Source organism: Pseudomonas sp. SJZ103 (genome assembly GCF_007828335.1).
Classification (GTDB): domain Bacteria; phylum Pseudomonadota; class Gammaproteobacteria; order Pseudomonadales; family Pseudomonadaceae; genus Aquipseudomonas.
Genome location: NZ_VIUN01000010.1, coordinates 201,155 through 227,011, shown reverse-complemented (window position 1 = coordinate 227,011; position 25,857 = coordinate 201,155). Strand labels below are relative to the sequence as shown.

19 protein-coding genes and 4 tRNA genes are annotated in these 25,857 nt (G+C 60.0%); 15 read left to right on the top strand and 8 right to left on the bottom strand.

Going from position 1 to position 25,857, the window contains the following annotated elements; translation table 11 throughout:
- Nucleotides 1-256: 256 nt before the first annotated feature.
- The 3 genes from FBY10_RS21475 to FBY10_RS21465 are packed head-to-tail and all read right to left on the bottom strand — an operon-like array spanning nucleotide 257 to nucleotide 6,060.
- On the bottom strand, nucleotides 257-1,675 hold the full coding sequence (locus FBY10_RS21475; RefSeq protein WP_145337712.1) for an efflux transporter outer membrane subunit: 1,419 nt from the start codon (nucleotides 1,673-1,675) through the stop codon (nucleotides 257-259).
- Between the two features lie 7 nt (nucleotides 1,676-1,682).
- Entirely contained in the window at nucleotides 1,683-2,849 is a 1,167-nt protein-coding gene (locus FBY10_RS21470) for an efflux RND transporter periplasmic adaptor subunit (protein ID WP_145337603.1), read from the bottom strand.
- Entirely contained in the window at nucleotides 2,839-6,060 is a 3,222-nt protein-coding gene (locus tag FBY10_RS21465; RefSeq protein WP_145337604.1) for an efflux RND transporter permease subunit, read from the bottom strand. The genes FBY10_RS21470 and FBY10_RS21465 overlap by 11 nt, the downstream gene beginning before the upstream one ends.
- A 207-nt stretch (nucleotides 6,061-6,267) precedes the next feature.
- On the opposite strand from FBY10_RS21465, the gene FBY10_RS21460 reads away from it, so the two are divergent.
- Nucleotides 6,268-6,678, top strand: coding sequence for a hypothetical protein (locus FBY10_RS21460; RefSeq protein ID WP_131698142.1), 411 nt, complete (start codon nucleotides 6,268-6,270; stop codon nucleotides 6,676-6,678).
- Here the strand turns inward: FBY10_RS21460 and FBY10_RS31540 are convergent.
- A complete protein-coding gene (locus tag FBY10_RS31540; RefSeq protein ID WP_167655709.1) occupies nucleotides 6,675-6,836 on the bottom strand; it encodes a hypothetical protein in 162 nt (53 codons plus the stop codon). The two genes, FBY10_RS21460 and FBY10_RS31540, sit on opposite strands and share 4 nt — an antisense overlap.
- A gap of 211 nt (nucleotides 6,837-7,047) precedes the next feature.
- Between FBY10_RS31540 and FBY10_RS21455 the strand changes: the two genes are divergently transcribed.
- Nucleotides 7,048-7,710, top strand: coding sequence for a C39 family peptidase (locus tag FBY10_RS21455; protein ID WP_131698141.1), 663 nt, complete (start codon nucleotides 7,048-7,050; stop codon nucleotides 7,708-7,710).
- A 49-nt stretch (nucleotides 7,711-7,759) separates the two neighbouring features.
- Here FBY10_RS21455 and pbpG read toward each other — a convergent pair whose 3' ends face one another.
- Both pbpG and folD read right to left on the bottom strand, forming a co-directional pair.
- The gene (gene pbpG, locus FBY10_RS21450) at nucleotides 7,760-8,683 is read right to left on the bottom strand and encodes a D-alanyl-D-alanine endopeptidase (RefSeq protein WP_145337605.1); all 924 of its coding nucleotides are present in this window, start codon (nucleotides 8,681-8,683) and stop codon (nucleotides 7,760-7,762) included.
- A gap of 207 nt (nucleotides 8,684-8,890) precedes the next feature.
- Nucleotides 8,891-9,745: a bifunctional methylenetetrahydrofolate dehydrogenase/methenyltetrahydrofolate cyclohydrolase FolD gene (gene folD, locus FBY10_RS21445; protein WP_090402619.1), complete on the bottom strand. Its 855-nt coding sequence runs from the start codon at nucleotides 9,743-9,745 to the stop codon at nucleotides 8,891-8,893.
- 275 nt (nucleotides 9,746-10,020) lie between these two features.
- On the opposite strand from folD, the gene FBY10_RS21440 reads away from it, so the two are divergent.
- The 11 genes from FBY10_RS21440 (at nucleotide 10,021) to FBY10_RS21390 (ending at nucleotide 20,040) form a co-directional block, all read left to right on the top strand.
- Nucleotides 10,021-10,097 (top strand) — tRNA-Arg (locus FBY10_RS21440).
- A gap of 32 nt (nucleotides 10,098-10,129) precedes the next feature.
- A tRNA-His gene (locus tag FBY10_RS21435) sits at nucleotides 10,130-10,205 on the top strand.
- A gap of 56 nt (nucleotides 10,206-10,261) precedes the next feature.
- A tRNA-Leu gene (locus tag FBY10_RS21430) sits at nucleotides 10,262-10,346 on the top strand.
- A gap of 77 nt (nucleotides 10,347-10,423) precedes the next feature.
- Nucleotides 10,424-10,499: transfer RNA gene (locus tag FBY10_RS21425), tRNA-His, on the top strand.
- A gap of 397 nt (nucleotides 10,500-10,896) precedes the next feature.
- Entirely contained in the window at nucleotides 10,897-12,207 is a 1,311-nt protein-coding gene (tig, locus tag FBY10_RS21420; protein ID WP_131698139.1) for a trigger factor, read from the top strand.
- Between the two features lie 91 nt (nucleotides 12,208-12,298).
- Nucleotides 12,299-12,934, top strand: a complete 636-nt coding sequence (gene clpP / locus FBY10_RS21415; RefSeq protein ID WP_003174822.1) for an ATP-dependent Clp endopeptidase proteolytic subunit ClpP — start codon at nucleotides 12,299-12,301, stop codon at nucleotides 12,932-12,934.
- A 112-nt stretch (nucleotides 12,935-13,046) separates the two neighbouring features.
- Complete coding sequence (gene clpX, locus FBY10_RS21410) at nucleotides 13,047-14,330, top strand: ATP-dependent Clp protease ATP-binding subunit ClpX (RefSeq protein WP_003238279.1); 1,284 nt, start codon at nucleotides 13,047-13,049, stop codon at nucleotides 14,328-14,330.
- A gap of 162 nt (nucleotides 14,331-14,492) precedes the next feature.
- Entirely contained in the window at nucleotides 14,493-16,889 is a 2,397-nt protein-coding gene (lon, locus tag FBY10_RS21405; protein WP_053138469.1) for an endopeptidase La, read from the top strand.
- 149 nt (nucleotides 16,890-17,038) lie between these two features.
- Nucleotides 17,039-17,311, top strand: coding sequence for an HU family DNA-binding protein (locus FBY10_RS21400; RefSeq protein ID WP_003174819.1), 273 nt, complete (start codon nucleotides 17,039-17,041; stop codon nucleotides 17,309-17,311).
- Nucleotides 17,312-17,541: 230 nt separating this feature from the next.
- Nucleotides 17,542-19,416, top strand: coding sequence for a SurA N-terminal domain-containing protein (locus FBY10_RS21395; protein WP_131698138.1), 1,875 nt, complete (start codon nucleotides 17,542-17,544; stop codon nucleotides 19,414-19,416).
- A 99-nt stretch (nucleotides 19,417-19,515) separates the two neighbouring features.
- Entirely contained in the window at nucleotides 19,516-20,040 is a 525-nt protein-coding gene (locus FBY10_RS21390) for a GNAT family N-acetyltransferase (protein WP_145337606.1), read from the top strand.
- Here the strand turns inward: FBY10_RS21390 and FBY10_RS21385 are convergent.
- Entirely contained in the window at nucleotides 19,987-21,192 is a 1,206-nt protein-coding gene (locus FBY10_RS21385) for an MFS transporter (protein WP_145337607.1), read from the bottom strand. The two genes, FBY10_RS21390 and FBY10_RS21385, sit on opposite strands and share 54 nt — an antisense overlap.
- Nucleotides 21,193-21,311: 119 nt before the next feature.
- Between FBY10_RS21385 and FBY10_RS21380 the strand changes: the two genes are divergently transcribed.
- Together FBY10_RS21380 and FBY10_RS21375 are read left to right on the top strand one after the other, a co-directional pair.
- Complete coding sequence (locus FBY10_RS21380; protein ID WP_145337608.1) at nucleotides 21,312-22,208, top strand: LysR family transcriptional regulator; 897 nt, start codon at nucleotides 21,312-21,314, stop codon at nucleotides 22,206-22,208.
- An 89-nt stretch (nucleotides 22,209-22,297) separates the two neighbouring features.
- Nucleotides 22,298-23,086: a DUF2242 domain-containing protein gene (locus tag FBY10_RS21375; protein ID WP_145337609.1), complete on the top strand. Its 789-nt coding sequence runs from the start codon at nucleotides 22,298-22,300 to the stop codon at nucleotides 23,084-23,086.
- A gap of 1 nt (nucleotide 23,087) precedes the next feature.
- Here FBY10_RS21375 and aceE read toward each other — a convergent pair whose 3' ends face one another.
- Complete coding sequence (aceE, locus tag FBY10_RS21370; protein WP_145337610.1) at nucleotides 23,088-25,748, bottom strand: pyruvate dehydrogenase (acetyl-transferring), homodimeric type; 2,661 nt, start codon at nucleotides 25,746-25,748, stop codon at nucleotides 23,088-23,090.
- Nucleotides 25,749-25,857 lie beyond the last annotated feature (109 nt).

Below are 25,857 nucleotides of genomic sequence, written 5' to 3'. Positions count from 1 at the left end.
CTCCTGATCATGCGTATTAGCCTGTAAACCATGTCCCCGGTTAGAAATGTAAACGATGTCCCCGGTTTGTACCGGGGCAAGCCCCCTCCCACATTGGCTCAGCGGCGCTTATACATTATGTGTCTGACGCAGGACCAGTGTGGGAGGGGGCTTGCCCCCGATTGCGGTAGGCCAGCTACGGATAAACTGGCTGTTCCACCGCTATCGGGGGCAAGCTCTCTCCTGCATTTAGCCTGAACTGTGCCTGGGGGGGATGTCAGGCGCCCGGTTGCCAGCCGCCGCCGAGTGCAGTCACGAGTCCTACACTGGCCTGCAACTGCCGCGTCTGCACCGCCTGCAATGTCCGCTGCGCTTGCAACGCCGCCGTCTGCGCTGTCACCACATCCAGGTAACTCACCGCACCCGCTTGATAGCTGTTCATCGCCAGCGATTGCGTGTGTTGCGCCGCGTCCGCCGCCGCTTGCTCATCCTGCGCTTCCTGCTGCAGATCCCGCAGTTGCGCGAGGCTATCTTCTACCTCGCGCACGGCCTTCAGCACCCGGCTGCGATACTGCGCGGACGCTTCTTCAAACTCGGCCTTGGCCTGGCGTTCATTGGCACTCAAGCGCCCGCCATCAAAGATCGGCACATTCATCAACGGCCCCAGCGCCCAATACCGATTACCCGCCGAGAGCAAATTCCCCACGCCCTGCGTTTGCCCGCCGATCAACCCGGTCAAGCTGAAGTCCGGATACCACGCCGCCTTGGCCACGCCGATATTCGCGTTGGCCGCAAACACCCGGCGCTCTGCCGCCGCAATATCCGGGCGACGTTGCAGCAAGTGGCTTGGCAGCTGCGACGGAACCCCCGGCAGGGTGATCAGATGCTGGCCGGGCGGCAGCGTAAAGTCGCTGGCTGCCACGCCCACCAACTCACCGATGGCGTGCTCGGTGAGGTTGCGTTGCGCGCGCACCTCGTCCAATTGCGCTTTGGCCTGCGCCAGTTGATTTTGCGCACGGGTCAGGTCCAGCTCCGAGGCTATCTGGCCCTCGTAGCGGCTGCGGGTCAGTTGCAACGCCTGGCTGAAATCGTCCAATGAGCCAGTGAGAATCCGGCTCTGCGCATCCAGCCCATTGAGCTGCACGTACAAGGTCGCCAACTGACGTTGCAAGCTCAGGCGCGCCACCGCCAGGTCATCCCCGGACGCTTGCGCCTGGGCATCACCGGCCGCGACCTGGTTGCGGATTTTGCCCCACAGGTCCAGGTCATAACTCAACGAAAAACCGGCGGTGTTGCTGTTGTACACCGACGGTTGCGTATCCCCCCGCAACGGTCGCGAATCCGATTGCCGCTGGCGCAGCGGTTGCGCGCTGGCGGTGATCTGCGGGAACAGGCCTGCGTGCAGTTGGCTGGCATACGCCTGGGAAGCATCGAAGTGCGCCAGCGCCGCCGCCAGGTCCGGGTTGGCCTTGAGCAGTTGCTGCTGCAGGTCATTCAGGCGCGAATCGTTGTAGAGCTTCCACCATTCGGGGGCCAGTTGGTCGGACGGCTGCGCGCTGTGCCAGGGACCATCGCTGGTCTGTTCGCGGTAGTTGGCCGGCAGGTCGATCGACGGCACCTTGTAGGTCGGCGCCATCGAGCAGCCTTGCAGTGCCAGCAGCATCAACGCGGCGAGCGGTTTAAGCCCTGTGCGCATGCGCACCTTAAGCCTTGGGCGCATGCGCACCTCCGGCGTCGGCCAGTTGCACCGGGTCGCCTTCGCGCAGGGCATCGGGCGGGTTGTCGACGATGCGGTCGGCGGGTTTCAAGCCTTGGTCTATCACCAGGCGTTCGCCCAGGTCGAGGCCGATATGGATGGCTTGCAGGTGCACATGGTTCTGCCTATCCAGCACCGCCACCTGCGTGCCCTGGGCGCGGAAGATCAGCGCGCTGGCCGGGATGCTCACGCCATGGGTATCGGCCGGAATCGGCAGGGTGGCTTCGGCATAATCACCGGGCAGCAGTTCTCCGTCGGGGTTGTCGGCGACGAACTGGGCGAGCAGTGTGCCGGAGCGGCGGTCGATGGCGGTGGAGTCACCGATTAGGCGCGCCTTGAAGTGCTTGCCGGGATGCTCGGGCACGGTCAGCTCGGCTTCAAGGCCGGGATGGATGACCGCCGCGTAGTTCTGCGGCACCGGCACATAGAGGCGCAATTGGTGGGTGTCGGCAATGTTGAACAGTTCCGGATCGCTGTCGGTGTCGGCCTTGATCAACTGGCCGATATCGGTGTTGCGCGCGGTGATGGTACCGGCGAACGGGGCGCGAAGGGTCTTGTAGCTTTCCAGTGCCGACAGCCTTGCATAGTCGGCAGCGGCGGCCTCGGCGTTGGCCTTGGCGGCAGCGGCGTTGGAGGTTTTTTCATCCGCCTCCTGGCGCGATACCGAATGGCTGGCCAGCAGGTTTTGCCAACGCGTGGCGGTGGTTTCGGCCAGGCGTGCGTTGGCCTGTTCCTGCACCAGGCGTGCATGGGTCTGCGCCAGCTGTTGATCAAGGTCGGGGCTGTCGATTTCCGCGAGGACTTGCCCGGCGCTGACGTGGCTGCCGATATCGACTTTCCAATCCTTCAGGTAACCGCTGACCCGGGCGTGGATCGGCGCCTTGCTCCAGGCTTCCAGGTGCGCCGGCAGGCGCAAGGTATCGCCGGCCACATTCTGCTTGGGCTGGAACACCATCACGTGCGGAATGGCGGCGGTCTCGGTCCAGGCGGTGACCGATTGTTCGTGCAGCGTACGGGCATGCAGGCCGTTGGCGACCAGCAGGGCGGCCAGGGTCAGGCCGCCGACACCCATGAGCATCAGACGCTTGCGCGAGGGTTTGTGATCAGACGACATGTGGGGTTTCTCCTGCAACTGCGCGAGTAGGGTGACGACCGTGGACCAGGCTGAAGACCACGGGAACAAACAACAACGTGGCGAGAGTGGCGAAGATCAAACCGCCGATAACGGCGCGCCCGAGCGGGGCGTTCTGCTCCTCGGAAATCGCCAGGGGCAACATGCCGATGATCATCGCCAGGGCGGTCATGCACACCGGGCGGAAGCGCGTGTAACCGGCCTCCATGGCGGCCTTCAACGCATCACCATGTTCGGCTAGGCGCTCACGGCAGAAGCTCACCACCAGGATCGAGTTGGCCGTGGCTACGCCCATGCACAAGATGGCTCCGGTGAGCGCCGGCACCGACAATGAGGTACCGCTGAGGAAAAGCATCCACACGATGCCTGCGAGCGCCGCCGGCAACGCGGTGATGATTACGAATGGGTCGGCCCACGACTGGAAGTTGACCACGATCAGCAGGTAGATCAGCACCACCGCACCGAGCAGGCCAAGGCTCAAGCCGCTGAAGGCTTCATGCAGCGCATCGATCTGCCCATGCAGGCTGATCACCGAGCCTTTGGGGCGCATATGCGCGGTGTCATCCAGCACTTTTTGCACGTCGCGGGCCACGCCGCCGAGGTCGCGGCCCTGCACGTTGGCGTACAGGTCCAGGGTCGGTTCGATGTTGTAGTGGGTCACCACTGCCGGGCTTTGCACGCGGGAGATGGTTGCCACGCCGCCGAGGATCTGCGACTGGCCATCGGCGCCGGTGACGGGCAGCGCTTCCAGTGACGGCAGGCTGTCGAGCCGGTATTGCGGGGTGGCGGCGACGATGGAATAGGACACGCCAGTGGCCGGGTTGAGCCAGAAGGTCGGCGCGGTCTGCGAACTGCCGGCGAGGGAGGCAACCATGCTGTTGGTCACGTCGCGCTCGGTAATGCCCAGGCCGTTGGCGCGCATGCGGTCGACATTCACCTGCAGCGACGGGTAGCCGGTGGACTGCTGGATGCGCAGGTCGGCGATGCCGGGTACGTGTTGCAGGCGACGTTCCAGCTCGATGGCATAGGCGCGGTTTTCTGCCTCGCTGCGCCCGGAGATTTTCACGTCCAGCGGCGCCGGCGCGCCGAAGTTGAGGATCTGGCTGCTGATGTTCGCCGGCAGGAACGCGAAGTGGCTGCCGGGGAAGCTTTGCGGCAGCGCTTCACGCAGTTTTTTCACGTAGTCGGCGGTGGGCGCGTGGTGTTTTTTCAGGCTGACCTGAATGTCGCCATCCTGCGGGCCGATGGTGCCGCTGCTGCTGTAGGCCATGTCGATGCCGCTGAGCGGGATGCCAATGTTGTCGACGATGGTGTCCAGTTCCTCGGCAGGGATGACCTCACGGATCCGCGCTTCGATGCGGTCGAAGGCGGCGGCGCTTTCTTCGATGCGCGTGCCCAGCGGCAGGCGCACATGCAGGGCCAGCGCACCGGCATCCGTTGCCGGGAAGAAGTCTTGGCCAAGGCTGGGCAACAGCAGGAATGAGGCGAGCACACAGGCCAGAAAACCCACGATAAAGCGCTTGCGATGACCCAGGGCCAACGTCAGCAAGCCATGGTAGGTGTCGCGGATATTCGAGAAGTGGCGCTCGAAACCTTGCTGGAAATTCAGCACGGCTTGCAGCGCGGCATTGCGCGGTTTCGTGTGCTGCTCGCCCTCATGGTGGTTGATGAATGCATCTTCAGGATGATGCCCGGCACCTGGCTCCGGTATATGTGGCTTGAGCAGGAACATCGCCAGCGTCGGCACCAGGGTGCGCGAAAGAATGAATGAGCTGGCCATGGCGAAGATCACCGCCAGCGCCATCGGCCGGAACAGATAACCGGCGATGCCTTGCAGCAGGAACATCGGCACGAACACGATGCAGATGCACAGCAGCGAGACGAACGCCGGGCCGACAATTTGCGCGGCACCGTCGAGGATCGCGGTCTTCACCGGCTTGCCTTGCTCCAGGTGCCAGTTGATGTTTTCGATGGTCACCGTGGCGTCGTCCACCAGGATCCCTACGGCCAACGCCAGCCCGCCGAGGGTCATGACGTTGAGGGTTTGCCCGCTGACCGCCAGCAGCGCAATGGCCGATAGTACCGCCAGGGGAATTGACGCCGCGATAATGAGCGTGGAGCGCCAGCTGCCGAGGAACAGCAGGATCATCGCACTGGTCAGCAGCGCGGCGATGATGCCTTCCTGGGCCACGCTGCCCACCGATTGCTTGACGAATACCGAGGCGTCGCCCAGCAGCGAGGTCTTCAGTGACGGCGGCAGGGTTTCGTTGATGCGCGGCAGCATCTGGCGGATACCGTCGATGATCGACAGGGTGGAAATGCTGCCGTTTTTCAACGCCGGCATCAGCACCGCGCGATGGCCGTCGACGCGCACGATGTTGGTCTGCGGCGGCGAGCCGTCGCGCACGTGGGCGACCTGGCCGATGGTGATCAGCGCGCCGTCGACGGTCTTGATCGGCAGGTCGTTGAGCTCATCGATGGCCTTGGGACTGTTGTTGAGCAGGATCGTGTATTCGTTGGGGCCGAGTTTGGCGGTGCCCACCGGGATGATCTGGTTCTGCAGCGCCAGGGCATTGCCCACGTCCTGGGCCGACAAACCTTTGGCTGCCAACGCCTGGGGGTCGAGGTCGAGGGTGATCTGCCGCTGTTTGCCGCCCATTGGCGTGGGCATGGCCAGGCCGGGCAGGGCGCTGAGAGGCAGGCGGATATTGTTCTGCACCAGGTCGCGAATCCTGGCTTCCGACAGCGTCGGGCTGGAGAACGCCATTTGCAGGATCGGCACCGTGGAGGCGCTGTAGTTGAGGATCAGCGGCGGCGTGATGCCCGGTGGCATCTGCTTGAGCACGGTTTGTGACACGGCGGTCACTTGGGCGTTGGCGGTGCGGATGTCGACGCCGGGCTGGAAGAAAATCTTCACGATGCCCATGCCGGGCAGGGATTGCGATTCGATATGTTCGATGTCGTTGACGGTAGTGCTCAGGGAGCGTTCGTAGGTGTAGATCACCCGACCGGCCATGGCGTCCGGCGACAGACCGTTGTACTGCCAGACCACGGCGACCACAGGGATGCCGATATCGGGAAACACGTCAGTGGGGGTTCGCAGGGCCGCCATCGGCCCGATGATGCAGATGAATATGGCCAACACGATAAACGTGTACGGCTTTTGCAGTGCGGTCTTTACCAGCCCGAGCATGCGTGAACCTCCGAGGGAGCAGGATTGCAAACCCCGGCAGTCTTGCCCGACCCACCTAACACGCGCCTTTCAGCCAGGTGAAGGAACATTTAGGTGAGGGCTGAAGATCGTTTCATATGGATTCATTTGTTCTACAAGGCGTGGCTGCCCAAGCTTGCATCCCATCGGACGACTTGTCCTTTAACTGATGTTCTTTGGAGCCCTGCCATGTCACTCAAACCTTTATTGTTGATCCCCGCCCTGGGTGCTGTTTTGTTGTTGTCGGCCTGTGCCGGCCCGATTCCCAAGGCGGACCCCAGCGAAGCCTGGATTGGCTTGAAAGAAGAAGCGCCGAACGACCTGATGGCCGAACGTGTGGACGGCAAGCGGGTAGATGACGGGCGCTTTTTCGAAGTGACACCCGGGGATCACCGCTTGGACGTGACGTTATTCGAGGAAGAGCCGGGCGACGACAACCAGCAGGACTGCCAGGGCCGGGTCGAGTACAAGGATTTCAAGGCAGGTGAGCATTACACCCTGGTGGAGTCGAGCCTGGGCACCACCGTGCGCGCATCCCTGAGGGATGGGCACGGTAAGGAAGTTGCAGCGACTCAGGATTTCAGTTGCATGCCTGGCTAGGCGTGGTGCACCGCCGCTCTATGGGGCTTGGCAGGTGCCGCAGGTTTGACGTGGGGGTGGTGGTGCCGACGGGTAATGCGCAACACCCCCCACAACATGGCGGCGGCTACCGCCAGCCATCCGCAGATCAACAGGAAAATCGTTGTTGCAAGGCTCATTTTGGCCTCCTTTCGCCCCGCAGGGGGCACACACAGTCTTCTCAATGGACAGTCTAGCTACCCGGTGGTTGCCTGCTATTGACCAATGGTCGTGTTCGTCCAACTCGTTTGCTCTATCCGCGACGCTTTACTGAGCCTATGGGCTATACCCGCGTGGCAGAGCGTCCTATGATCAGGGCCCTCACCGGCAGTTGATCAAGAGAGTAAAAAATTGCGGTTACGGTCGAACCTTAAAACATCCTTGTTGCTGGCCTGTGCCCTGGGGCTCGCGGCGTGTTCCGGGCACCCGTCGAAACTTCCGGGCCTGCCGGAACGTGTCGAACTCAATGGTGTGCCGACCTTTCGCAGCGAGGCTTATCAGAGCGGTCCTACAGCGTTAGCCAGCATGCTGTCGCAACAAGGCATTGTGATGACACCGGGCTTGCTGGATAAGCCGTTGCATTTGCCGGGCGGTGAAGCGGACCTGGAGCGCAACATGCAGGTGCTGGCCCGTGAGTACGGGCTGATGGTGTACCCGCTGGATGCCAAGCTGACCGCGGTACTGGCGCAGGTGACGGCGGGTTACCCGGTGATGGCGCGGATTGGCGGCGGCCTGTTGTCTGACGCGCACTACGTGGTCGTGGTGGGTTTCAACCAGCAGAAAAGCACGGTGCTGTTGCGCTCAGGCATGGACCGACGCCTGCTGATGAGCTTCAGCGACTTTGAGTCGAAGTGGAATAGCGCCGGGCACTGGGCCATCCTCACCCAGCGCCCGAGCCAATTGCCAGCCAATGTGGATGCGCAGCGCTGGCGGGATTCGGCGAACGCAACGGCCCAGGCCGGGCAGGAGCGGGCGGCGGCGCAGGCGCTCAAAGTGTTGGCGGAGCACAGATAAAAATGTGGGGGGCAGGCAAACGCCTCCCACATGAGTTTCTCGGTGTTCTTTAACGGCGGACTTCGGCCGCATTCGCACGGTTCTTCAGGTTCTTGTCAGCCTTGTAGCGCAACGCGACGTCCGGCACCGAGCCACCCTTGCCGGTCTCGACCCAGCTACGGATTCGGCTGGCATCGGCAAAGTGAGTAAATTTGCCGAAAGCATCCAGGATTACCAGCGATACTGGACGGTTACCCATGCGGGTGACCAGCACCAGGCAATGACCGGCCTGGTTGGTAAAGCCGGTCTTGGTCAGCTTGATATCCCAGTTGGCGCGGTTGATCAGGTGGTCGGTGTTGGAGAAACCCAGGGTGTAGTTGGGCTTGCGGAACGCCACGGTCTTTTCCTTGGTGGTGCTCAACTGGCTCAGCATCGGAAATTTGTGCGCATAGGCCAGCAGCTTGCTCAAGTCGCGGGCGGTGGACACGTTGTGGATCGACAGGCCGGTGGGCTCGACATAATGGGTGCTGGTCATGCCCAGGGCCTTGGCCTTGGCGTTCATCGCAGCAATGAAGGCCGCGTAGCCGCCCGGATAGTGGTGCGCCAGGCTCGCGGCGGCACGGTTTTCCGATGACATCAGGGCGATCAGCAACATCTCCTTGCGCGGCATCTGGCTGCCGATTTTCACGCGGGAGAACACGCCTTTCATTTCCGGCGTGTCGGTGATGTTGATGTCGATGTACTCGTCCATGTTCTGCTTGGCTTCAAGCACGATCAGGCCCGTCATCAGCTTGCTCACCGAGGCGATAGGCACCACCACGTCGGGGTTGCTGGCGTAGATGATCTTGTTGGTTTGCAGGTCCACCAGCATGGCGCTGCCGGAAGCGATCTGGAGTTTGGATGGATCCCGCGGCGCCAGGGCGGATTCGGCAGCGTGTGCAAAGGTGCCGGTGAAAGCAAAAAATAGGCTGACAATAGAAAGACGAATTTTCACGCGGATGAACTCGCTAAAAAGTAAGAAATACCGTTGGGAAACGGGTTTTGTGACAAATGGCGTTACATTTTAGGAGTATGGACGAGAGACTGTCGAATGTTCTTCTAAAACCAGACGAAAGTGCTTAAAAACTAAGAAAAAACAGGTTTTCTTCCGGGCAATAAAAAGCCCTGCGATAAGGCAGGGCTTTTTCAGTACGGCTGGTTATTAACCGTGCAGGGTCTCTGCGGCGTACAGGGTGTTTTCCAGCAGGCAGGCACGGGTCATCGGGCCAACGCCACCCGGCACCGGGGTGATCCAGCCGGCGCGGGGCAGGGCGGTCTCGTACACCACGTCGCCGACCAGCTTGCCGTCTTCCTGGCGGTTGATGCCCACGTCAATGACGATGGCGCCTTCCTTGATCCATTCGCCCTTGACCAGGCCCGGCTTCCCGGCGGCCACGACGACCAGGTCGGCTCGGCCAACGTGGCCGGCCAGATCCTTGGTGAAACGGTGGGTCACGGTGACGGTGCAACCGGCCAGCAGCAATTCCATGGCCATGGGGCGGCCCACGATGTTGGACGCGCCGACGATGACGGCATCGAGGCCGTACAGGTCGACACCGGTGCTTTCCAGCAGGGTCATGATGCCTTTGGGCGTGCACGGGCGCAGCAGCGGGATACGCTGGGCCAGGCGGCCGACGTTATAAGGATGGAAACCGTCGACGTCTTTGTCAGGGCGGATGCGCTCGAGCAGCTTGGACGCGTCCAGGTGCGCGGGTAATGGCAATTGCAGGAGGATGCCATCCATCGCCGGGTCGTCGTTGAGGCTGTCGATCAGGTCGGTCAGGGCCTGCTGGGTGGTGTCGGCAGGCAGGTCGTAGGCCTTGGAAATAAAGCCGACCTCTTCACAGTCTTTACGCTTGTGCGAGACATAAACCTGAGAGGCAGGATCGCTGCCGACCAGGATCACCGCGAGGCCAGGCGTGCGCAAGCCTTGCTGGCTGCGCTCGGTGACTCGTTTGGCGATCTGCTGGCGCAGGCTGGCGGCGATTGATTTGCCGTCGATAAGTTGTGCAGTCATTACGCGTGATTAACCATCGAGAGGGGGAGGAAAAGTGCGCGCATTCTCGCACGCCACGGCGTGAGGGCAAAGGCGCTTGGTCCGCAAATTGGCCTAACCCCTTAAATAAAATGAATTTTTTTCAAAAAAGATTTGACGGGTTTCCAGGCCCTCTATACTATTCGTCGCACTTGTCGGGCACAGCCTAGCACTGGTTAAGAAGGTCGAGCAGAATCGTTGTTCTGCAAGGCTGGAAGCACTTAGTTTGTAATCCTCCAAGAGTACAGATTAATAAGGCGCCCGTAGCTCAGCTGGATAGAGCATCCGCCTTCTAAGCGGATGGTCGCAGGTTCGAGTCCTGCCGGGTGCGCCATTAGGCAGCTTTGGCACAAGTAGCGCTATATGGTGGGCGTAGCTCAGTTGGTAGAGCACGGGATTGTGACTCCCGTTGTCGAGGGTTCGATCCCCTTCGTCCACCCCATATTTTGAAAGGCGCCAGATTAATCGTCTGGCGCCTTTGCTTTAAGAGCTTCAAGCGCGGATGTGGTGGAATTGGTAGACACACTGGATTTAGGTTCCAGCGCCGCGAGGCGTAAGAGTTCGAGTCTCTTCATCCGCACCAAATAAAGCTTTACTCGGTCTATGCGCAGGGTAAGGCTCGACAAAGAAGTAGTTTGGTTTCTTTGTTAACGCAATATGGTGGGCGTAGCTCAGTTGGTAGAGCACGGGATTGTGACTCCCGTTGTCGAGGGTTCGATCCCCTTCGTCCACCCCATATTCGAAAGGCGCCAGATTTAACAGTCTGGCGCCTTTTTTGGTTTTGGCGGTTCGGTTTTTCGTGGCTGCGGGTTCTGGGTCGCGATGGCGGTGCGTTTCATCGTATTTATGTGTCTCGATGATGCTGCGTTGTCTATCTGCCCTTATTGCGGGGTGGGGCGTCAGGGAGGTAGCGACGATCCCTTCTATATATAGAGGGGCGGCGCAGAGCCCTGGCGTGTTTGGCTTTATTTGTCACCGGGGCGGGGCGCGACAGTGCCTTCGTACCGATAAATTGCCGGCTGTTTACGGGCGTATTTCCAGTAGGGTGACTTCTTGAGTTTGACCCACTAGAATGCATGCCCTTGATTGGGGTCGGAAATGGCCGGCTAACGTCTGTGCAACGAGGAATATCCATGCAAGTTTCTGTTGAAAATACTACTGCTCTCGAGCGCCGCATGAGCATCACCGTGCCGGCTGAGCGCATCGAGACTGCGGTCAACAAGCGTCTGCAGCAGACTGCCCAAAAGGCCAAGATCGCTGGTTTCCGTCCGGGCAAAGTGCCAATGAGCGAAATCAAGCGCCGTTTTGGTGCTGATGCGCGCAATGAGGCCGTCGGTGACGTGATCCAGGCTTCTTTCTACGAAGCAGTGGTTGAGCAAAAGCTGAACCCGGCTGGTTCGCCTTCGATCGAACCTAAGTCCCTGGAAGCGGGCAAGGACCTGGAATACGTTGCCGTATTCGAAGTGTTCCCCGAGTTCGAAGTGGCCGGTTTCGACGGTATCGCCATCGAGCGCCTGAGCGCCGAAGTGGCTGATTCGGACCTGGACAACATGCTGGAAATCCTGCGCAAGCAGAACACCCGTTTCGAAGTGGCCGACCGTGCTGCCCAGAACGAAGACCAGCTGAACATCGATTTTGTTGGCAAGGTTGACGGCGAAGCATTCGCTGGCGGCTCCGCCAAGGGTACTCAGCTGGTGCTGGGTTCCAATCGCATGATTCCTGGCTTCGAAGACGGCCTGGTTGGCGCCAAGGCTGGCGAAGAGCGGGTCCTGAACCTGGAATTCCCTGCTGACTATCAGAATCTGGACCTGGCCGGCAAAGCCGCCGAGTTCACCGTGACCGTCAATAGCGTTTCCGAGCCTAAGCTGCCAGAGCTGAACGAAGAATTCTTCAATCAGTTCGGCATCAAGGAAACCGGTATCGAAGGCTTCCGCACCGAAGTTCGCAAGAACATGGAGCGCGAGCTGCGCCAGGCTATCAAGTCCAAGGTCAAGAACCAGGTCATGGACGGTCTGCTGGCCTCCAACCCGATCGAAGTGCCTAAGGCCCTGCTGTCCAACGAAGTGGATCGTCTGCGCGTACAGGCTGTTCAGCAGTTCGGCGGCAACATCAAGCCAGACCAACTGCCGGCCGAGCTGTTCGAAGAGCAAGCCAAGCGCCGTGTGGTACTGGGCCTGATCGTGGCTGAAGTGGTCAAGCAGTTCGACCTCAAGCCTGACGAAGACCGCGTCCGCGAAATGATTCAGGAAATGGCTTCGGCCTACCAGGAGCCTGAGCAGGTCGTGGCTTGGTACTACAAGAATGACCAGCAACTGAACGAAGTACGTTCGGTTGTGCTGGAAGAACAAGTTGTGGATACTGTTCTGCAGAAGGCTAAGGTGACCGATAAAGCGGTCTCTTACGAAGAAGCAGTCAAGCCGGCGGAAGCAGCACAAGCCGACTGATTGTCCAACTCGTTGGAAATTCAACCATAAGCCAGCCTCGCGCTGGCTTATGCGTTTTCAAGACATGACTATTTGGGAGTAACTGCAGAGCATGTTCCGTAATTCCTATATTCAGCAGAACTCTGATATCCAGGCCGCAGGCGGCCTGGTCCCGATGGTTGTCGAGCAGTCCGCCCGTGGCGAGCGCGCCTACGACATCTACTCGCGCCTGCTCAAGGAGCGAGTGATCTTTCTGGTGGGCCCGGTAGAGGACTACATGGCCAACCTGATCTGTGCGCAACTGCTGTTCCTTGAAGCGGAAAACCCGGACAAGGACATCCATCTCTATATCAACTCACCGGGCGGTTCGGTGACCGCGGGCATGTCGATCTACGACACCATGCAGTTCATCAAGCCGAACGTATCGACTACCTGCATTGGCCAGGCCTGCAGCATGGGCGCGTTCCTGCTGACCGCAGGTGCCGAGGGCAAGCGTTACTGCCTGCCTAACTCGCGCGTGATGATTCACCAGCCACTGGGCGGTTTCCAGGGCCAGGCGTCGGACATCGAAATCCACGCCAAGGAAATCCTCTTCATCCGCGAACGTCTCAACACGCTGATGGCCAAGCATAGCGGGCACACCCTGGAAGAAATCGAGCGCGACACCAACCGCGATAACTTCATGAGCGCCGAAGCCGCACGTGAATACGGGTTGATCGACGCAGTGATCGAAAAGCGCCCCGCTTAATATAAGCCGCTCAAAATAGGGCTGGTCGGGTTTTCCGATCACCTGTGGGCTTGAAAAAGCCCGCATAAGCCTTCATCTTGTGTTGCAAGCCTATCGGATTTGGATCGAACGAATGACTGACACCCGCAACGGCGAGGACAACGGCAAGCTGCTCTATTGCTCCTTCTGTGGCAAAAGCCAGCATGAAGTGCGCAAATTGATTGCCGGCCCCTCGGTCTTTATCTGCGACGAGTGCGTCGACCTGTGCAATGACATCATCCGTGAGGAGGTGCAGGAAGCCCAGGCCGAAAGCAGCGCGCATAAATTGCCTTCGCCTAAAGAAATCAGCGGCATCCTTGATCAGTATGTGATTGGTCAAGAGCGTGCAAAGAAGGTTCTGGCCGTAGCGGTATACAACCACTACAAGCGCTTGAACCAGCGTGACAAGAAAGGCGACGAAGTCGAACTCGGTAAGAGCAACATCTTGCTGATCGGTCCTACAGGCTCGGGTAAGACCCTGCTTGCGGAAACCCTCGCTCGCCTGCTGAACGTTCCGTTCACCATCGCCGACGCCACCACCCTCACCGAGGCTGGCTACGTGGGCGAAGATGTCGAGAACATCATTCAGAAACTGCTGCAGAAGTGCGACTACGACGTAGAGAAGGCCCAGATGGGTATTGTCTACATCGACGAAATCGACAAGATCTCGCGCAAGTCCGACAACCCGTCGATCACTCGGGATGTTTCCGGTGAAGGCGTGCAGCAGGCCCTGTTGAAACTGATCGAAGGCACGGTAGCTTCCGTACCGCCACAAGGCGGCCGCAAGCACCCGCAGCAGGAATTCCTTCAGGTTGATACGCGCAACATCCTGTTTATCTGTGGCGGTGCATTCTCCGGCCTGGAGAAGGTTATTCAGCAACGGTCTACCCGTGGCGGCATCGGTTTCAGTGCGGAAGTGCGCAGTAAGGAAGAAGGCAAGAAAGTGGGCGAGTCCCTGCGTGAAGTCGAGCCTGACGATCTGGTCAAGTTCGGTCTGATCCCGGAATTCGTTGGCCGTCTGCCGGTCCTGGCCACGTTGGACGAGTTGGATGAGGCGGCTCTGATTCAGATCCTCACCGAGCCGAAAAACGCCCTGACCAAGCAATACGCCAAGCTGTTCGAGATGGAAGGTGTAGACCTCGAGTTCCGTACCGATGCGCTCAAATCGGTGGCCAAGCGGGCACTGGAGCGCAAGACTGGTGCACGTGGCCTGCGTTCCATCCTCGAAGGTGTATTGCTCGACACCATGTACGAGATCCCCTCGCAGTCCGAGGTGAGTAAAGTGGTGATCGACGAAAGCGTTATAGAAGGTAAGTCCAAGCCACTGTATATCTACGAAAACAGTGAGCCGACTGCCAAAGCTGCGCCAGACGCGTAAGCGTTTCGCAGTTTTGGTACAAACGAAGGGGCCTCTAGGGGCCCCTTTGTTTTTCATAAGGATTTTTACTGCGTGTAACTGCCCGCATTGAGCTTGTTTTTTTTACACGCAGCCCCCATCTTGGTTTCAAGCTTATTTTTCAACTGTCATAGAGGCGAAATCATGAAGACAACCATCGAATTGCCTCTCCTGCCGTTGCGTGATGTCGTCGTCTATCCGCACATGGTTATCCCGCTGTTCGTGGGGCGCGAGAAGTCTATCGAAGCCCTCGAGGCCGCGATGACGGGCGACAAGCAGATCCTGCTGCTGGCCCAGAGAAATCCTGCCGATGATGATCCAGGCGAAGATGCCCTGTATCGCGTCGGTACCATTGCCACTGTCCTGCAATTGCTCAAGCTGCCCGATGGCACCGTCAAGGTGTTGGTGGAAGGCGAGCAGCGTGGTGCGGTAGAGCGTTTCATGGAGGTGGACGGCCACCTGCGCGCTGAAGTGGTGCTGATCGACGAAGTCGAGGCCCCTGAGCGCGAGTCCGAAGTGTTTGTGCGCAGCCTGCTCTCGCAGTTTGAGCAGTATGTGCAGTTGGGCAAAAAAGTCCCGGCTGAAGTCCTGTCTTCCCTCAATAGCATCGATGAGCCAAGCCGCCTGGTCGATACCATGGCCGCGCACATGGCGCTGAAGATCGAGCAGAAGCAAGACATCCTCGAAATCATTGACCTGTCGGCCCGTGTCGAACACGTGCTGGCATTGCTGGATGCCGAAATTGATCTGCTCCAGGTCGAGAAGCGCATCCGTGGTCGTGTCAAAAAGCAAATGGAGCGCAGCCAGCGCGAGTACTACCTGAATGAGCAGATGAAGGCCATTCAGAAGGAACTCGGCGACAGCGAGGAAGGCCACAACGAAATCGAAGAGCTGAAAAAGCGCATCGATGCTGCCGGCCTGCCGAAAGACGCCCTGACCAAAGCCACCGCCGAGTTGAACAAGCTCAAGCAGATGTCGCCGATGTCCGCCGAGGCCACCGTGGTGCGCTCGTACATCGACTGGCTGGTGCAGGTGCCGTGGAAGGCCCAGACCAAGGTACGCCTGGACCTGGCGCGTGCTGAAGACATTCTCGATGCCGACCACTATGGCCTCGAAGAAGTCAAGGAACGCATCCTCGAATACCTCGCCGTGCAAAAGCGTGTGAAGAAGATTCGTGGCCCAGTGTTGTGCCTGGTTGGCCCGCCTGGCGTGGGTAAAACCTCCCTTGCCGAGTCCATCGCCAATGCCACCAACCGTAAATTCGTGCGCATGGCCCTCGGTGGTGTGCGCGATGAAGCGGAAATTCGTGGTCATCGCCGGACTTACATCGGTTCGATGCCAGGAAGATTGATTCAAAAAATGACAAAGGTGGGCGTACGCAACCCACTGTTCCTGCTCGATGAAATCGACAAAATGGGCAGCGACATGCGTGGCGATCCGGCATCGGCCCTGCTGGAAGTGCTCGATCCTGAGCAGAACCACAATTTCAACGACCATTACCTGGAGGTCGACTACGACCTGTCCGACGTAATGTTCCTGTGCACCTCCAACTCCATGAACATTCCGCCGGCATTGCTGGATCGGATGGAGGTGATTCGTCTGCCGGGTTACACCGAAGACGAGAAGATCAACATCGCCGTCAAATACCTCGCGCCCAAGCAGATTTCGGCCAACGGCCTGAAGAAGGGCGAGATCGAATTCGACGTCGAGTCGATCCGCGACATCGTGCGCTATTACACTCGCGAGGCCGGTGTACGGGGCCTTGAGCGCCAGATCGCGAAGATTTGCCGCAAGGCGGTCAAGGAGCACGCGCTGGAAAAACGCTTCTCGGTGAAAGTCACTGCCGATGCGCTTGAGCACTTCCTGGGCGTGCGTAAATTCCGTTACGGCCTGGCTGAGCAGCAGGATCAGGTAGGGCAGGTGACTGGTCTGGCGTGGACCCAGGTGGGCGGCGAATTACTGACCATCGAAGCTGCGGTGATCCCCGGCAAAGGCCAGTTGATCAAGACCGGCTCCCTCGGTGACGTGATGGTCGAATCCATTACTGCCGCGCAGACCGTGGTGCGCAGCCGCGCCAGGAGCCTGGGGATCCCCCTGGACTTCCACGAGAAGCACGACACCCACATCCACATGCCGGAAGGGGCTACACCGAAAGATGGCCCTAGCGCCGGCGTAGGCATGTGCACGGCCCTGGTATCGGCATTGACCGGCATACCGGTGCGCGCCGATGTAGCGATGACCGGGGAAATCACCCTGCGTGGCCAGGTATTGGCCATCGGTGGCCTGAAAGAGAAATTGCTGGCTGCACACCGGGGTGGCATCAAGACTGTGATCATTCCTGAAGAGAATGTTCGCGACTTGAAGGAAATTCCTGACAACATCAAGCAGGATCTTCAGATTAAACCGGTTAAATGGATTGACGAGGTCCTGCAAATTGCGCTGCAATACGCGCCGGAGCCCTTGCCGGATGTGGCTCCGGAGATAGTTGCAAAGGACGAAAAACGAGAGTCTGATTCCAAGGAAAGAATTAGCACGCATTAATGTGAATAAGCTTGGAGGCTTCCTTGACAGCTTTTTAGAGCCCTTGTTATAAAGCGGCTCTTAAGTGTCTGTAGGCCATTCAGCACTGATTTTTGCTGTTTACCAAAAAACTTAGAATCATACTCAATAGATATATAAGGGGACTTAGAGTGAACAAGTCGGAACTGATTGATGCTATCGCTGCATCCGCTGATATCCCGAAAGCTGCTGCTGGCCGTGCGCTGGATGCAGTAATCGAATCCGTCACTGGCGCTCTGAAGGCCGGCGACTCCGTGGTACTGGTAGGCTTCGGTACTTTCTCTGTGACTGACCGCCCAGCTCGCACTGGCCGCAACCCACAGACTGGCAAAGCACTGCAAATCGCTGCTGCCAAGAAACCAGGTTTCAAAGCCGGTAAAGCCCTGAAAGAAGCAGTTAACTAAGCTTCGACCAAGCCTTTGCTACCCGGGTCGGACGCAGGTCTGGCCTGGCAGCGGAGCGAAAGCTGACCCAGGTATCCATCGGGTCGCCAAGCCGGGGGTGTAGGTTCAACCCCCCGTCCGCTCCGCCAGTTACGAGAAGGCGCATCCTCGGATGCGCCTTTCTTCTATCCGGACTCTACCCACGCTCCACGGTTGCCAATTTTTGAAGTTCAACCGTTTCTGGGGGACGCATGCTGCAAAATATCAGGGACAATTCACAAGGCTGGATTGCCAAGACCATTATCGGGATCATCGTCGCATTGATGGCGTTCACCGGTATCGAGGCCATTTTCCAGGCTTCGACCAACACCAAGCAGGACGTGGCCAAGGTCAACGGTGAAGAAATCACCCAGACTGAACTGAGCCAGGCCGTCGACATGCAACGTCGCCAGCTGATGCAACAGCTGGGCAAGGATTTCGATGCTTCGCTGCTGGACGAAAAACTGCTGCGCGACGCGGCCCTCAAGGGTCTGATCGATCGCAAGCTGCTGCTGCAAGGCGCCGCCGATTCCAAGTTTGGCTTCTCTGAAGCTGCACTGGACCAGGTAATCCTGCAGACGCCGGAATTCCAGGTGGACGGCAAATTCAACGCCGAACGCTTTGACCAGGTGATCCGTCAACTGGGCTACAGCCGTCTGCAGTTCCGTCAGATGCTGACCCAGGAAATGCTGATCGGCCAGGTTCGCGCTGGTATTGCCGGCAGCGGTTTCGTGACCGACGCCGAAGTGCTGGCATTCGCCCGTCTGGAAAAGCAGACCCGCGATTTTGCCACCGTCAATATCAAGGCCAACCCTGCGGCGGTGAAACTCACCGACGACGAGGTCAAGGCTTACTATGACCAGCACGCCAAGGAGTTCATGACCCCGGACCAGGTGGTCATCGACTACCTGGAACTGAAGAAGTCGTCCTTCTTCGACCAGGTCAGCGTGAAGGACGATGAACTGCAGGCTGCCTATCAGAAAGAAACCGCCAACCTCGCTGAACAGCGTCGTGCCGCGCACATCCTGATTGAAGTCAACGACAAGGTCACCGACGCGCAAGCGAAGGCCAAGATCGAAGAAATCCAGGCGCGCCTGGCCAAGGGTGAGAAGTTCGAAACCCTGGCCAAGGAGTTCTCCCAGGATCCAGGTTCGGCCAACAGTGGCGGTGATCTGGGCTTTGCCGGCCCGGGCGTCTACGACCCGGACTTCGAAGCCGCCTTGTATGCCTTGAACAAAGACCAGGTTTCGGCGCCGGTGCGCAGCACCTTCGGTTGGCACTTGATCAAGCTGTTGGGCGTTGAAGCACCGCAAGTGCCGACGTTTGCCAGCCTGAAAGACAAGCTGACCCGCGAGCTCAAGACCCAACAGGTCGAGCAGCGTTTTGTCGAAGCAACCAAGCAATTGGAAGATGCGGCATTCGAAGCCTCCGATCTGGCCCAACCGGCGTCTGACCTGAAGCTGACCGTACACACCTCCGCGCCGTTTGGCCGTGAAGGTGGTGACGGTGTTGCGGCCAACCGTGCCGTGGTCACCGCTGCATTCAGCCCGGAAGTGCTGGATGAGGGGGCCAACAGCAGCGCCATTGAGCTGGACCCGGAAACCATCATCGTGCTGCGTGCCAAAGAGCACCGCAAACCTGCGCAACTGCCGCTGGAAAGCGTTGCTGCGGCGATCCGCACACAGATGGCCAAGGAGCGCGCCAGCGCGGCTGCCAAGACTCACGCTGATGAGCTGATCGCCAGCCTGCGTGATGGCAAGACCCCGCTGAACCAGCCGGTCGACGGCCAGGCCTGGAAAGTCACTGAAGCGGCTACCCGTAGCCAGGAAGCGATTGACCCGGCCGTGCTGCAAGCCCTGTTCCGCATGCCCAAGCCTGCGGCCAAGGACAAGCCGACCTTCACCACCGTGACCCTGGCTGATGGCAGCCTGGTGATCGTGCGCTTGAACGGCGTCAACGAAGCGGCTGCCCCAACGGACGAAGAAAAGGCGCAATATCGCCGCTTCCTCGCTTCCCGTGTTGGCCAGCAGGACTTCGCGGCGTACCGCAAGCAGTTGGAAACCAAGGCTGATATCAAGAAATACTGATGTTGGTTTGAACAAGAAGCCCCCGGCCTGAAAAGACCGGGGGCTTTTTTATGTGGGCTAGACTGGGTGCTCGGTATCGTCGACCCAGGAGTTCCAAGCGTGTTGATTCTAGGAATGGATGGCTTGCTGATCCGCCGCGCCAGTGCGTCGGACGTTCCTGCCGTGCTGCAGGTGTTCGACGAGGTGGTCGCCTGGTTCGTTGGCATGGGCAATACCCATCAGTGGGGCACCGAGCCCTGGTCGGCGTCGCCCCGGCGGGTCGCGCAAGTGGCTGAAGCCTGCGCATTGCCTGGGGCGTGGGTGGTAGAAGAGCCCGCAGGCCGTATCCGTGGAGCGCTGGTGTTGGGCGATCCCATGCCTTATGTACCGTCGGCGACTGAGCCCGAGGTGTATGTACGCCTGTTGATTGCCGCGCGTGATCCCCGTGTTCGCGGCCTTGGCCGGCGCATGATGGCCTTTGCCGATGACCAGGCCCGTGCAGCAGGAGTGACGCGTTTGCGTGTGGACTGCTATGGCGGCGGGACAGGGGATCTGGTGCGTTTTTATGAGTCCTGTGGCTACGAGCGCATTTCAACGTTCGACTTGGCGGGGTGGCCGGGCCAGCTGTTGGGGCGCTGTCTGTGATGCGCCGGCCCATGCCAGTAGCATCAGTAGCATAACGGCCCATGGAAAGCCCGCGACGCCCCAGCCCTGAAGCAACACGCCTCCTGCCAGTCCGCCACCGGCTATCCCCAGGTTCCACACGGTCACCAGCATTGATTGTGCGGCATCCGCCGACTCGCCAGCCGATTGGGCCAGTGCGGTTTGCAACAGTGCCGGCAGGCCGCCGAACGCCAGGCCCCATAGCGCCACGGCGGTATAGATGACTGCCGGCACATTGATCCAGAACGCCAGCGCCAGGGCGATCAGGCCAAACAGCGCACAACTGATCAGCAGCAAGACGCGCAGCCACCGGTCAATCAACACGCCTGTCAGCCAGATGCTCAGCACCGCCGAGAGGCCAAACACCAGCAACACTCGGTCAACATCCGCATCGATCCCTGCGGGCACCAGCAACGGGGCGATGTAGGTGTACAGAATGTTGTGGGCCAGTACGTAGGTAAACGTTACCCACAGCACTGGACGAATGCCTGGCAGGTTCAGCACCTGGCGCAGCCCCAGGCGTTTATCCGTCCGTTCGCCGGCAAAGTCCGGCAGTTGCCAGCGCGCCCAGGCCAGTAGCACCAAGGTCAGCCCGGTCATGATTGCAAAACTCAGGCGCCAGCCAACGGCAGTGCCGAGGAAGGTGCCCGCAGGCACACCCAGTGACAGCGCCAGCGGTGCACCCAGCATCGCCACGGCAATGGCGCGACCTTGCAGGTGTGGCACCACCATTCGGCTCGCATAACCCGCCAGCAACGCCCAGAGCAGCCCGGCGAAGACCCCGGCAAAAAACCGCGCCACGAGCGTCAGTCCGTAGTGGCTGGACAGCGCGGTTACGCTGTTGACCAAGGCAAAGCCGCCGATGGCCAGCAGCAGCAACGGTCGTCTGCGCCAGCCGCGGGTCAGCAGCGTCAGGGGGATGGCCGCCAGCAACGAGCCAAGGGCGTAGACCGTGACCAGTTGACCGACCAGGGCGGGCGACACGCCGAGGCCTTCGCTTATCTGTGGTAGCAACCCGGCGGGCATGGCTTCGGTGAGGATGGTGATAAAGCCAGCGCTGGCCAGGGCCAGTAGACCGCCCAGCGGTAATGAATCCCGCTGGGCTGATGCGGTGAGTGAAGGGCTGCTGCTCATGAGGTTTTATCCAGGTAAAAGGGCAAGCAGGCAGAGTAGGGGGCTGTGGTTGGCGGAAAAACAGGCTAAGGTTCCGAACTTATCGGACGCCGGTGTCCGCAATCGCTAAAGGCGGGGTCATGGACAGCTTGGGCAGCCTTTCGGTATTTGTGCAGGTGGCGCAGACGCTCAGCTTCACCGCCGCCGGCCGTGTGCTGGGGGTGTCGTCGTCGGCCGTGGGCAAAAGCATTGCGCGGATGGAAGAGCGCCTGGGCGTGCGGCTGTTTCACCGCAGCACGCGCAGTATCACCTTGACCAGTGAAGGCTCGCTGTTCCTTGAGCGGTCGCGGCGGATTCTCGCTGAGGTGGAAGCGGCCGAGCAGGAGCTGACAAACGCCAGTGCAACGCCACGGGGCAAGCTGCGCATCAGTGTGCCGCAGGTGCGGGGCTTGTTGATGCCAGTACTCAGTGACTTTATGCGCGCCTACCCGGATATCGAGTTGGATGTGGATTTCTCTGACCGTATGGTGGACGTGATCGAGGAAGGTTTCGACGCGGTGATTCGCACCGGCAAGCCGGATGATTCGCGCTTGATGGCGCGCCACCTGGGCCACTACCAGCTGGTGCTCGTCGCCACACCGGGCTACTTCGCCCAGCACGGCACCCCGCAGCAACCACAGGACCTCAATGGCCACGCCTGCCTGCGCCACAAGTTCTGCGCCACGGGCAAGCTCGAGCCCTGGCCGTTGCGTCTTGCCTTGGGTGCTGCGGAACCGCTGTTGCGTACGCCGTTGGTCAGTACCACCATCGAGTCTCTGAACCATGTTGTGCTCGAGGGATTGGGCATTGCCTGCCTGCCGGACTACATGGTCAACCAGGCCGTGGGCGAGGGGCGCTTGCAGCGGGTGTTGGATGATTACCTGGAACACCGGGGCAATTTCTGGATGTTGTGGCCCGGTCGCCATACCTCGACCAAGGTGCGCGTGTTTATTGACCATATGTGCGCCGGGCTTTTCCCTGCAGGCCCCGTTGCGTAACCCTGTGACGTTTTACCGACAGGAATGCGCGCGCCAAGGCCTCGTTCTGTTGCACAATACCGCCCAGACCGTTTTCCTCAGGATTATCAATGTCGACATCATTCCACTTGCGTAGCCTCGGGCTGGCGCTGGTGCTGGCGGGCGCCGCGGGCTGCTCGTCACCCAAGACCGCTATTTATGAACATGAGAACTTCGACGACTCCGGCACATTTTCCCGGGATTATCCGGTTAGTGATGTAGCGGCGTGCGAGGCCGCGCGGCGTGCGTTGCTGAGCCAGGGCTACATCATCACCAGCAGCGATCCGAAACTGGTCGTGGGCAACAAGAGCTTCCAGCAGACCGGCGAAACTCACCTGCAGATCAGCTTCAACGTGGTGTGTGCCGATGATGGCAAAGGTAAAAAGCACTCGACGATGTTTGCCAACGCCCTGCAGGATCGTTATGCGCTGAAGAAGGTCAACAACTCCGCGAGCCTGGGTGTAGGCGTGCTGGGGTCGGTGTCGATGCCGATCGGCTCCACCGATGACTCGATGGTGAAGGTGGCCAGTGAGACGGTGTCCGCGCCGAAGTTCTACGATCGCTACTTTGCGTTGGTGGACGTCTTCCTGCCCCAGGAAGTGAAGCAGGCTGAGCATATTCCCGAGCAACCAAAGGCCGACCTCGGTGTGCCGGAGCCGAAGGCCGCTCCGGCTGCGGAGAAAGTCGAGGCGCCGAAGGAAGAGCCTGCCGCACCGGCTGCTTCGGAGCCGGTTGTGCCCGCGCCTGAACCCGCACCGATTGCGCCGCAGGCCGAGCCCGCGCCCGCGCCCGCCACGACCACGCCGGACCTGCCGGCGCCGACAGAAGCGATTCCGCCCCTGCCGACGCCTGCGCAGTAGCTCAGACCGCTACGGGATTCACCTTGTCGACGTTGATCCCGTAGCGGTTGATCGCTTCACTGACCTTGTCGCGACCGATCGCGCCGTCATCCGCCAGCGCCTTCAGGGCAGCCAGGGCGATGAAGTGGCGATCCACCTCAAAGAACTCGCGCAAGGCTTCCCGGGTGTCTGATTGCCCGAAGCCATCAGTGCCTAGCGCGACAAAGCGCCGGCCCGGCACGAACGGACGAATCTGATCAGCGAATAGCTTCATGTAGTCCGTCGCGACCACCACCGGCCCCGTTTGCCCCTCCAGGCATTGCTCGACGTAACTTACGCGCGGCTCACTCTCGGGGTGCAGCAGGTTCCAGCGTTCCGCCGCGTGCCCGTCACGGCGCAATTCGGTCAGGCTCGTCACACTCCATACGTCGCATTGCACGGCGAAATCGTTGGCGAGCAGCTCTGCGGCCGCGATCACTTCTCGCAGGATCGAACCACTGCCCATCAGTTGCACCTGTGCCTGAGGGTTGGTGCTGAGCCGGTACATGCCTTTGAGTATCCCGTCCTCCACGCCTTCGGGCATCGCCGGGTGCGGGTAGTTTTCGTTGAGCAGGGTGATGTAGTAGTAAATGTCCTCTTGCTCGACATACATGCGCCGCATGCCCTCGCGAATAATCACCGCCAGTTCGTAGGCAAAGGTCGGGTCATAGGACACACAGCACGGAATCACCGACGACAGGATATGGCTATGGCCATCGTCATGCTGCAGGCCTTCGCCCATCAGCGTGGTGCGCCCGGCTGTGGCGCCGAGCAGGAAGCCGCGTGCTCGTGCATCGCCCGCCGCCCAGGCCAGGTCGCCGACGCGCTGGAAGCCGAACATCGAGTAGAAGATATAGAACGGCACGGTCATCAGGCCGTGGTTGCTGTAGGACGTACTTGCTGCGATCCACGAGGAAATGGCGCCGGACTCATTCAGGCCTTCCTGCATGATCTGTCCGTCTTTGCTCTCCTTGTAATAGCTCAGTTGCCCGGAGTCCTGTGGGGTGTAGAGCTGGCCGACGGCGGAGTGGATGCCGATCTGACGGAACAGGCTTTCCATGCCGAAGGTGCGGGATTCGTCCGGCACGATGGGCACGATCAGCTTGCCCAGGTGCGGGTTTTTCAGCAGGGTGCCGAGGATGCGCACGAAGGCCATGGTTGTGGAAATCGCGCGCTCGCCAGTGTCCTTGAGCTGAGTGGCGAAGGCGCTCAGTTCGGGGATCTGCAGCGATTCGACCGCGGTGTGGCGCGCAGGCACATAGCCGCCCAGGGCCTGGCGACGTGCGGCGAAGTAACGGGCTTCTTCGCTGTCGGCTGTGGGCTTGAGGTAAGGAATTTCAGCGAGTTGCTCATCGGGCACTTCCAGGCCGAAGCGGTCGCGGAAGGCTTTGACGGCGTCGGCGCCCATCTTCTTCAATTGGTGGTTGATGTTCTGGCCTTCGCCGGCCTCGCCCATGCCAAAGCCCTTGACGGTTTTTGCCAGGATTACCGTCGGTTGGCCACTGTGACGCACGGCGGCGGCATAGGCGTTGTAGACCTTGTCCGGGTCATGGCCGCCCCGTGAGAGTTTCCAGATGTCGTCGTCGGACAGGTCCGCAACCAGTGCCAGCAATTCCGGGTATTTGCCGAAGAAATGTTCGCGCACGTAGGCGCCGTTCTGGGATTTGTAGTTCTGATAGTCACCGTCCACGCATTCCATCATGCGTTGGCGCAGCAGGCCGCTTGTATCTTTTTCCAGCAGTGCATCCCAGCCACCGCCCCAGATCACTTTGATCACATTCCAGCCGGCGGCACGGTACAGGCTTTCGAACTCTTGGATCACCTTGGCGTTGCCGCGTACCGGGCCGTCCAGGCGTTGCAGGTTGCAGTTGACCACGAAGATCAGGTTGTCGAGCTTCTCGCGCCCGGCCAGGGAAATAGCGGCCAGGGATTCCGGTTGGTCCATTTCACCATCACCCAGAAATGCCCAGACCTTGCGGCCCTGGTGTTGCTTGAGGTCACGAAACTCCAGGTAGCGCATAAAACGTGCCTGATAGGCCGCAGTGATCGGCCCCAGCCCCATGGACACCGTAGGAAATTGCCAGAAGTCCGGCATCAGCCGTGGGTGGGGGTAGGACGAAATGCCTTCACCACCGGCTTCGCGGCGGAAGTTATCCAGTTGCGCTTCGCTGATGCGGCCTTCGAGGTAGGCGCGGCCGTAGATGCCTGGCGAAGAGTGCCCCTGGATGTACACGAGGTCGCCGTCGAAGTGGTCGGTGCGGCCACGGAAGAAGTGGTCGAAACCTACGTCGTACAGCACCGCGGCTGACGCATAAGTCGCAATATGCCCACCCACGCCTGAGTGCTTGCCTGCACGCAAGACCATGGCCATGGCGTTCCAGCGGATAAACGCATTGGTGCGGCGTTCGATGGCCAGATTGCCGGGGTAGGGCAACTGGCGATCCACCGGGATGGTGTTGACGTAAGGCGTGGTCACCCGCCCGTAGAAGTCGCCATGCCGCGCCACGTCGAAATCCAGCAACTGATCGATCAGGTAATGGGCGCGCGGGCGGCCTTCGGTGGACAGCACCGATTCGATGGACTCCAGCCACTCGCGGGTTTCCTGTGGATCGACGTCGCGTCTGACTGCGTTATTCGGGGTCATGTGAGGCTCCAGGGTCGGCGGATTTCTAGTGGCGGGCTCCTTGTGGGAGCGTCGTCAAAGTTATTGCAATTGCAACTACATGACCGAATTTAGCGCGGGATGAGCTACT

Coding starts and splice junctions, on each gene's coding strand:
- FBY10_RS21475 (WP_145337712.1), bottom strand. CDS start 1,675: ATGCGCACAGGGCTTAAACCGCTCGCCGCGTTGATGCTGCTGGCACTG.
- FBY10_RS21470 (WP_145337603.1), bottom strand. CDS start 2,849: ATGTCGTCTGATCACAAACCCTCGCGCAAGCGTCTGATGCTCATGGGT.
- FBY10_RS21465 (WP_145337604.1), bottom strand. CDS start 6,060: ATGCTCGGGCTGGTAAAGACCGCACTGCAAAAGCCGTACACGTTTATC.
- FBY10_RS21460 (WP_131698142.1), top strand. CDS start 6,268: ATGTCACTCAAACCTTTATTGTTGATCCCCGCCCTGGGTGCTGTTTTG.
- FBY10_RS31540 (WP_167655709.1), bottom strand. CDS start 6,836: ATGAGCCTTGCAACAACGATTTTCCTGTTGATCTGCGGATGGCTGGCG.
- folD (WP_090402619.1), bottom strand. CDS start 9,745: ATGACTGCACAACTTATCGACGGCAAATCAATCGCCGCCAGCCTGCGC.
- tig (WP_131698139.1), top strand. CDS start 10,897: ATGCAAGTTTCTGTTGAAAATACTACTGCTCTCGAGCGCCGCATGAGC.
- clpP (WP_003174822.1), top strand. CDS start 12,299: ATGTTCCGTAATTCCTATATTCAGCAGAACTCTGATATCCAGGCCGCA.
- clpX (WP_003238279.1), top strand. CDS start 13,047: ATGACTGACACCCGCAACGGCGAGGACAACGGCAAGCTGCTCTATTGC.
- lon (WP_053138469.1), top strand. CDS start 14,493: ATGAAGACAACCATCGAATTGCCTCTCCTGCCGTTGCGTGATGTCGTC.
- FBY10_RS21395 (WP_131698138.1), top strand. CDS start 17,542: ATGCTGCAAAATATCAGGGACAATTCACAAGGCTGGATTGCCAAGACC.
- FBY10_RS21385 (WP_145337607.1), bottom strand. CDS start 21,192: ATGAGCAGCAGCCCTTCACTCACCGCATCAGCCCAGCGGGATTCATTA.
- FBY10_RS21380 (WP_145337608.1), top strand. CDS start 21,312: ATGGACAGCTTGGGCAGCCTTTCGGTATTTGTGCAGGTGGCGCAGACG.
- FBY10_RS21375 (WP_145337609.1), top strand. CDS start 22,298: ATGTCGACATCATTCCACTTGCGTAGCCTCGGGCTGGCGCTGGTGCTG.
- aceE (WP_145337610.1), bottom strand. CDS start 25,748: ATGACCCCGAATAACGCAGTCAGACGCGACGTCGATCCACAGGAAACC.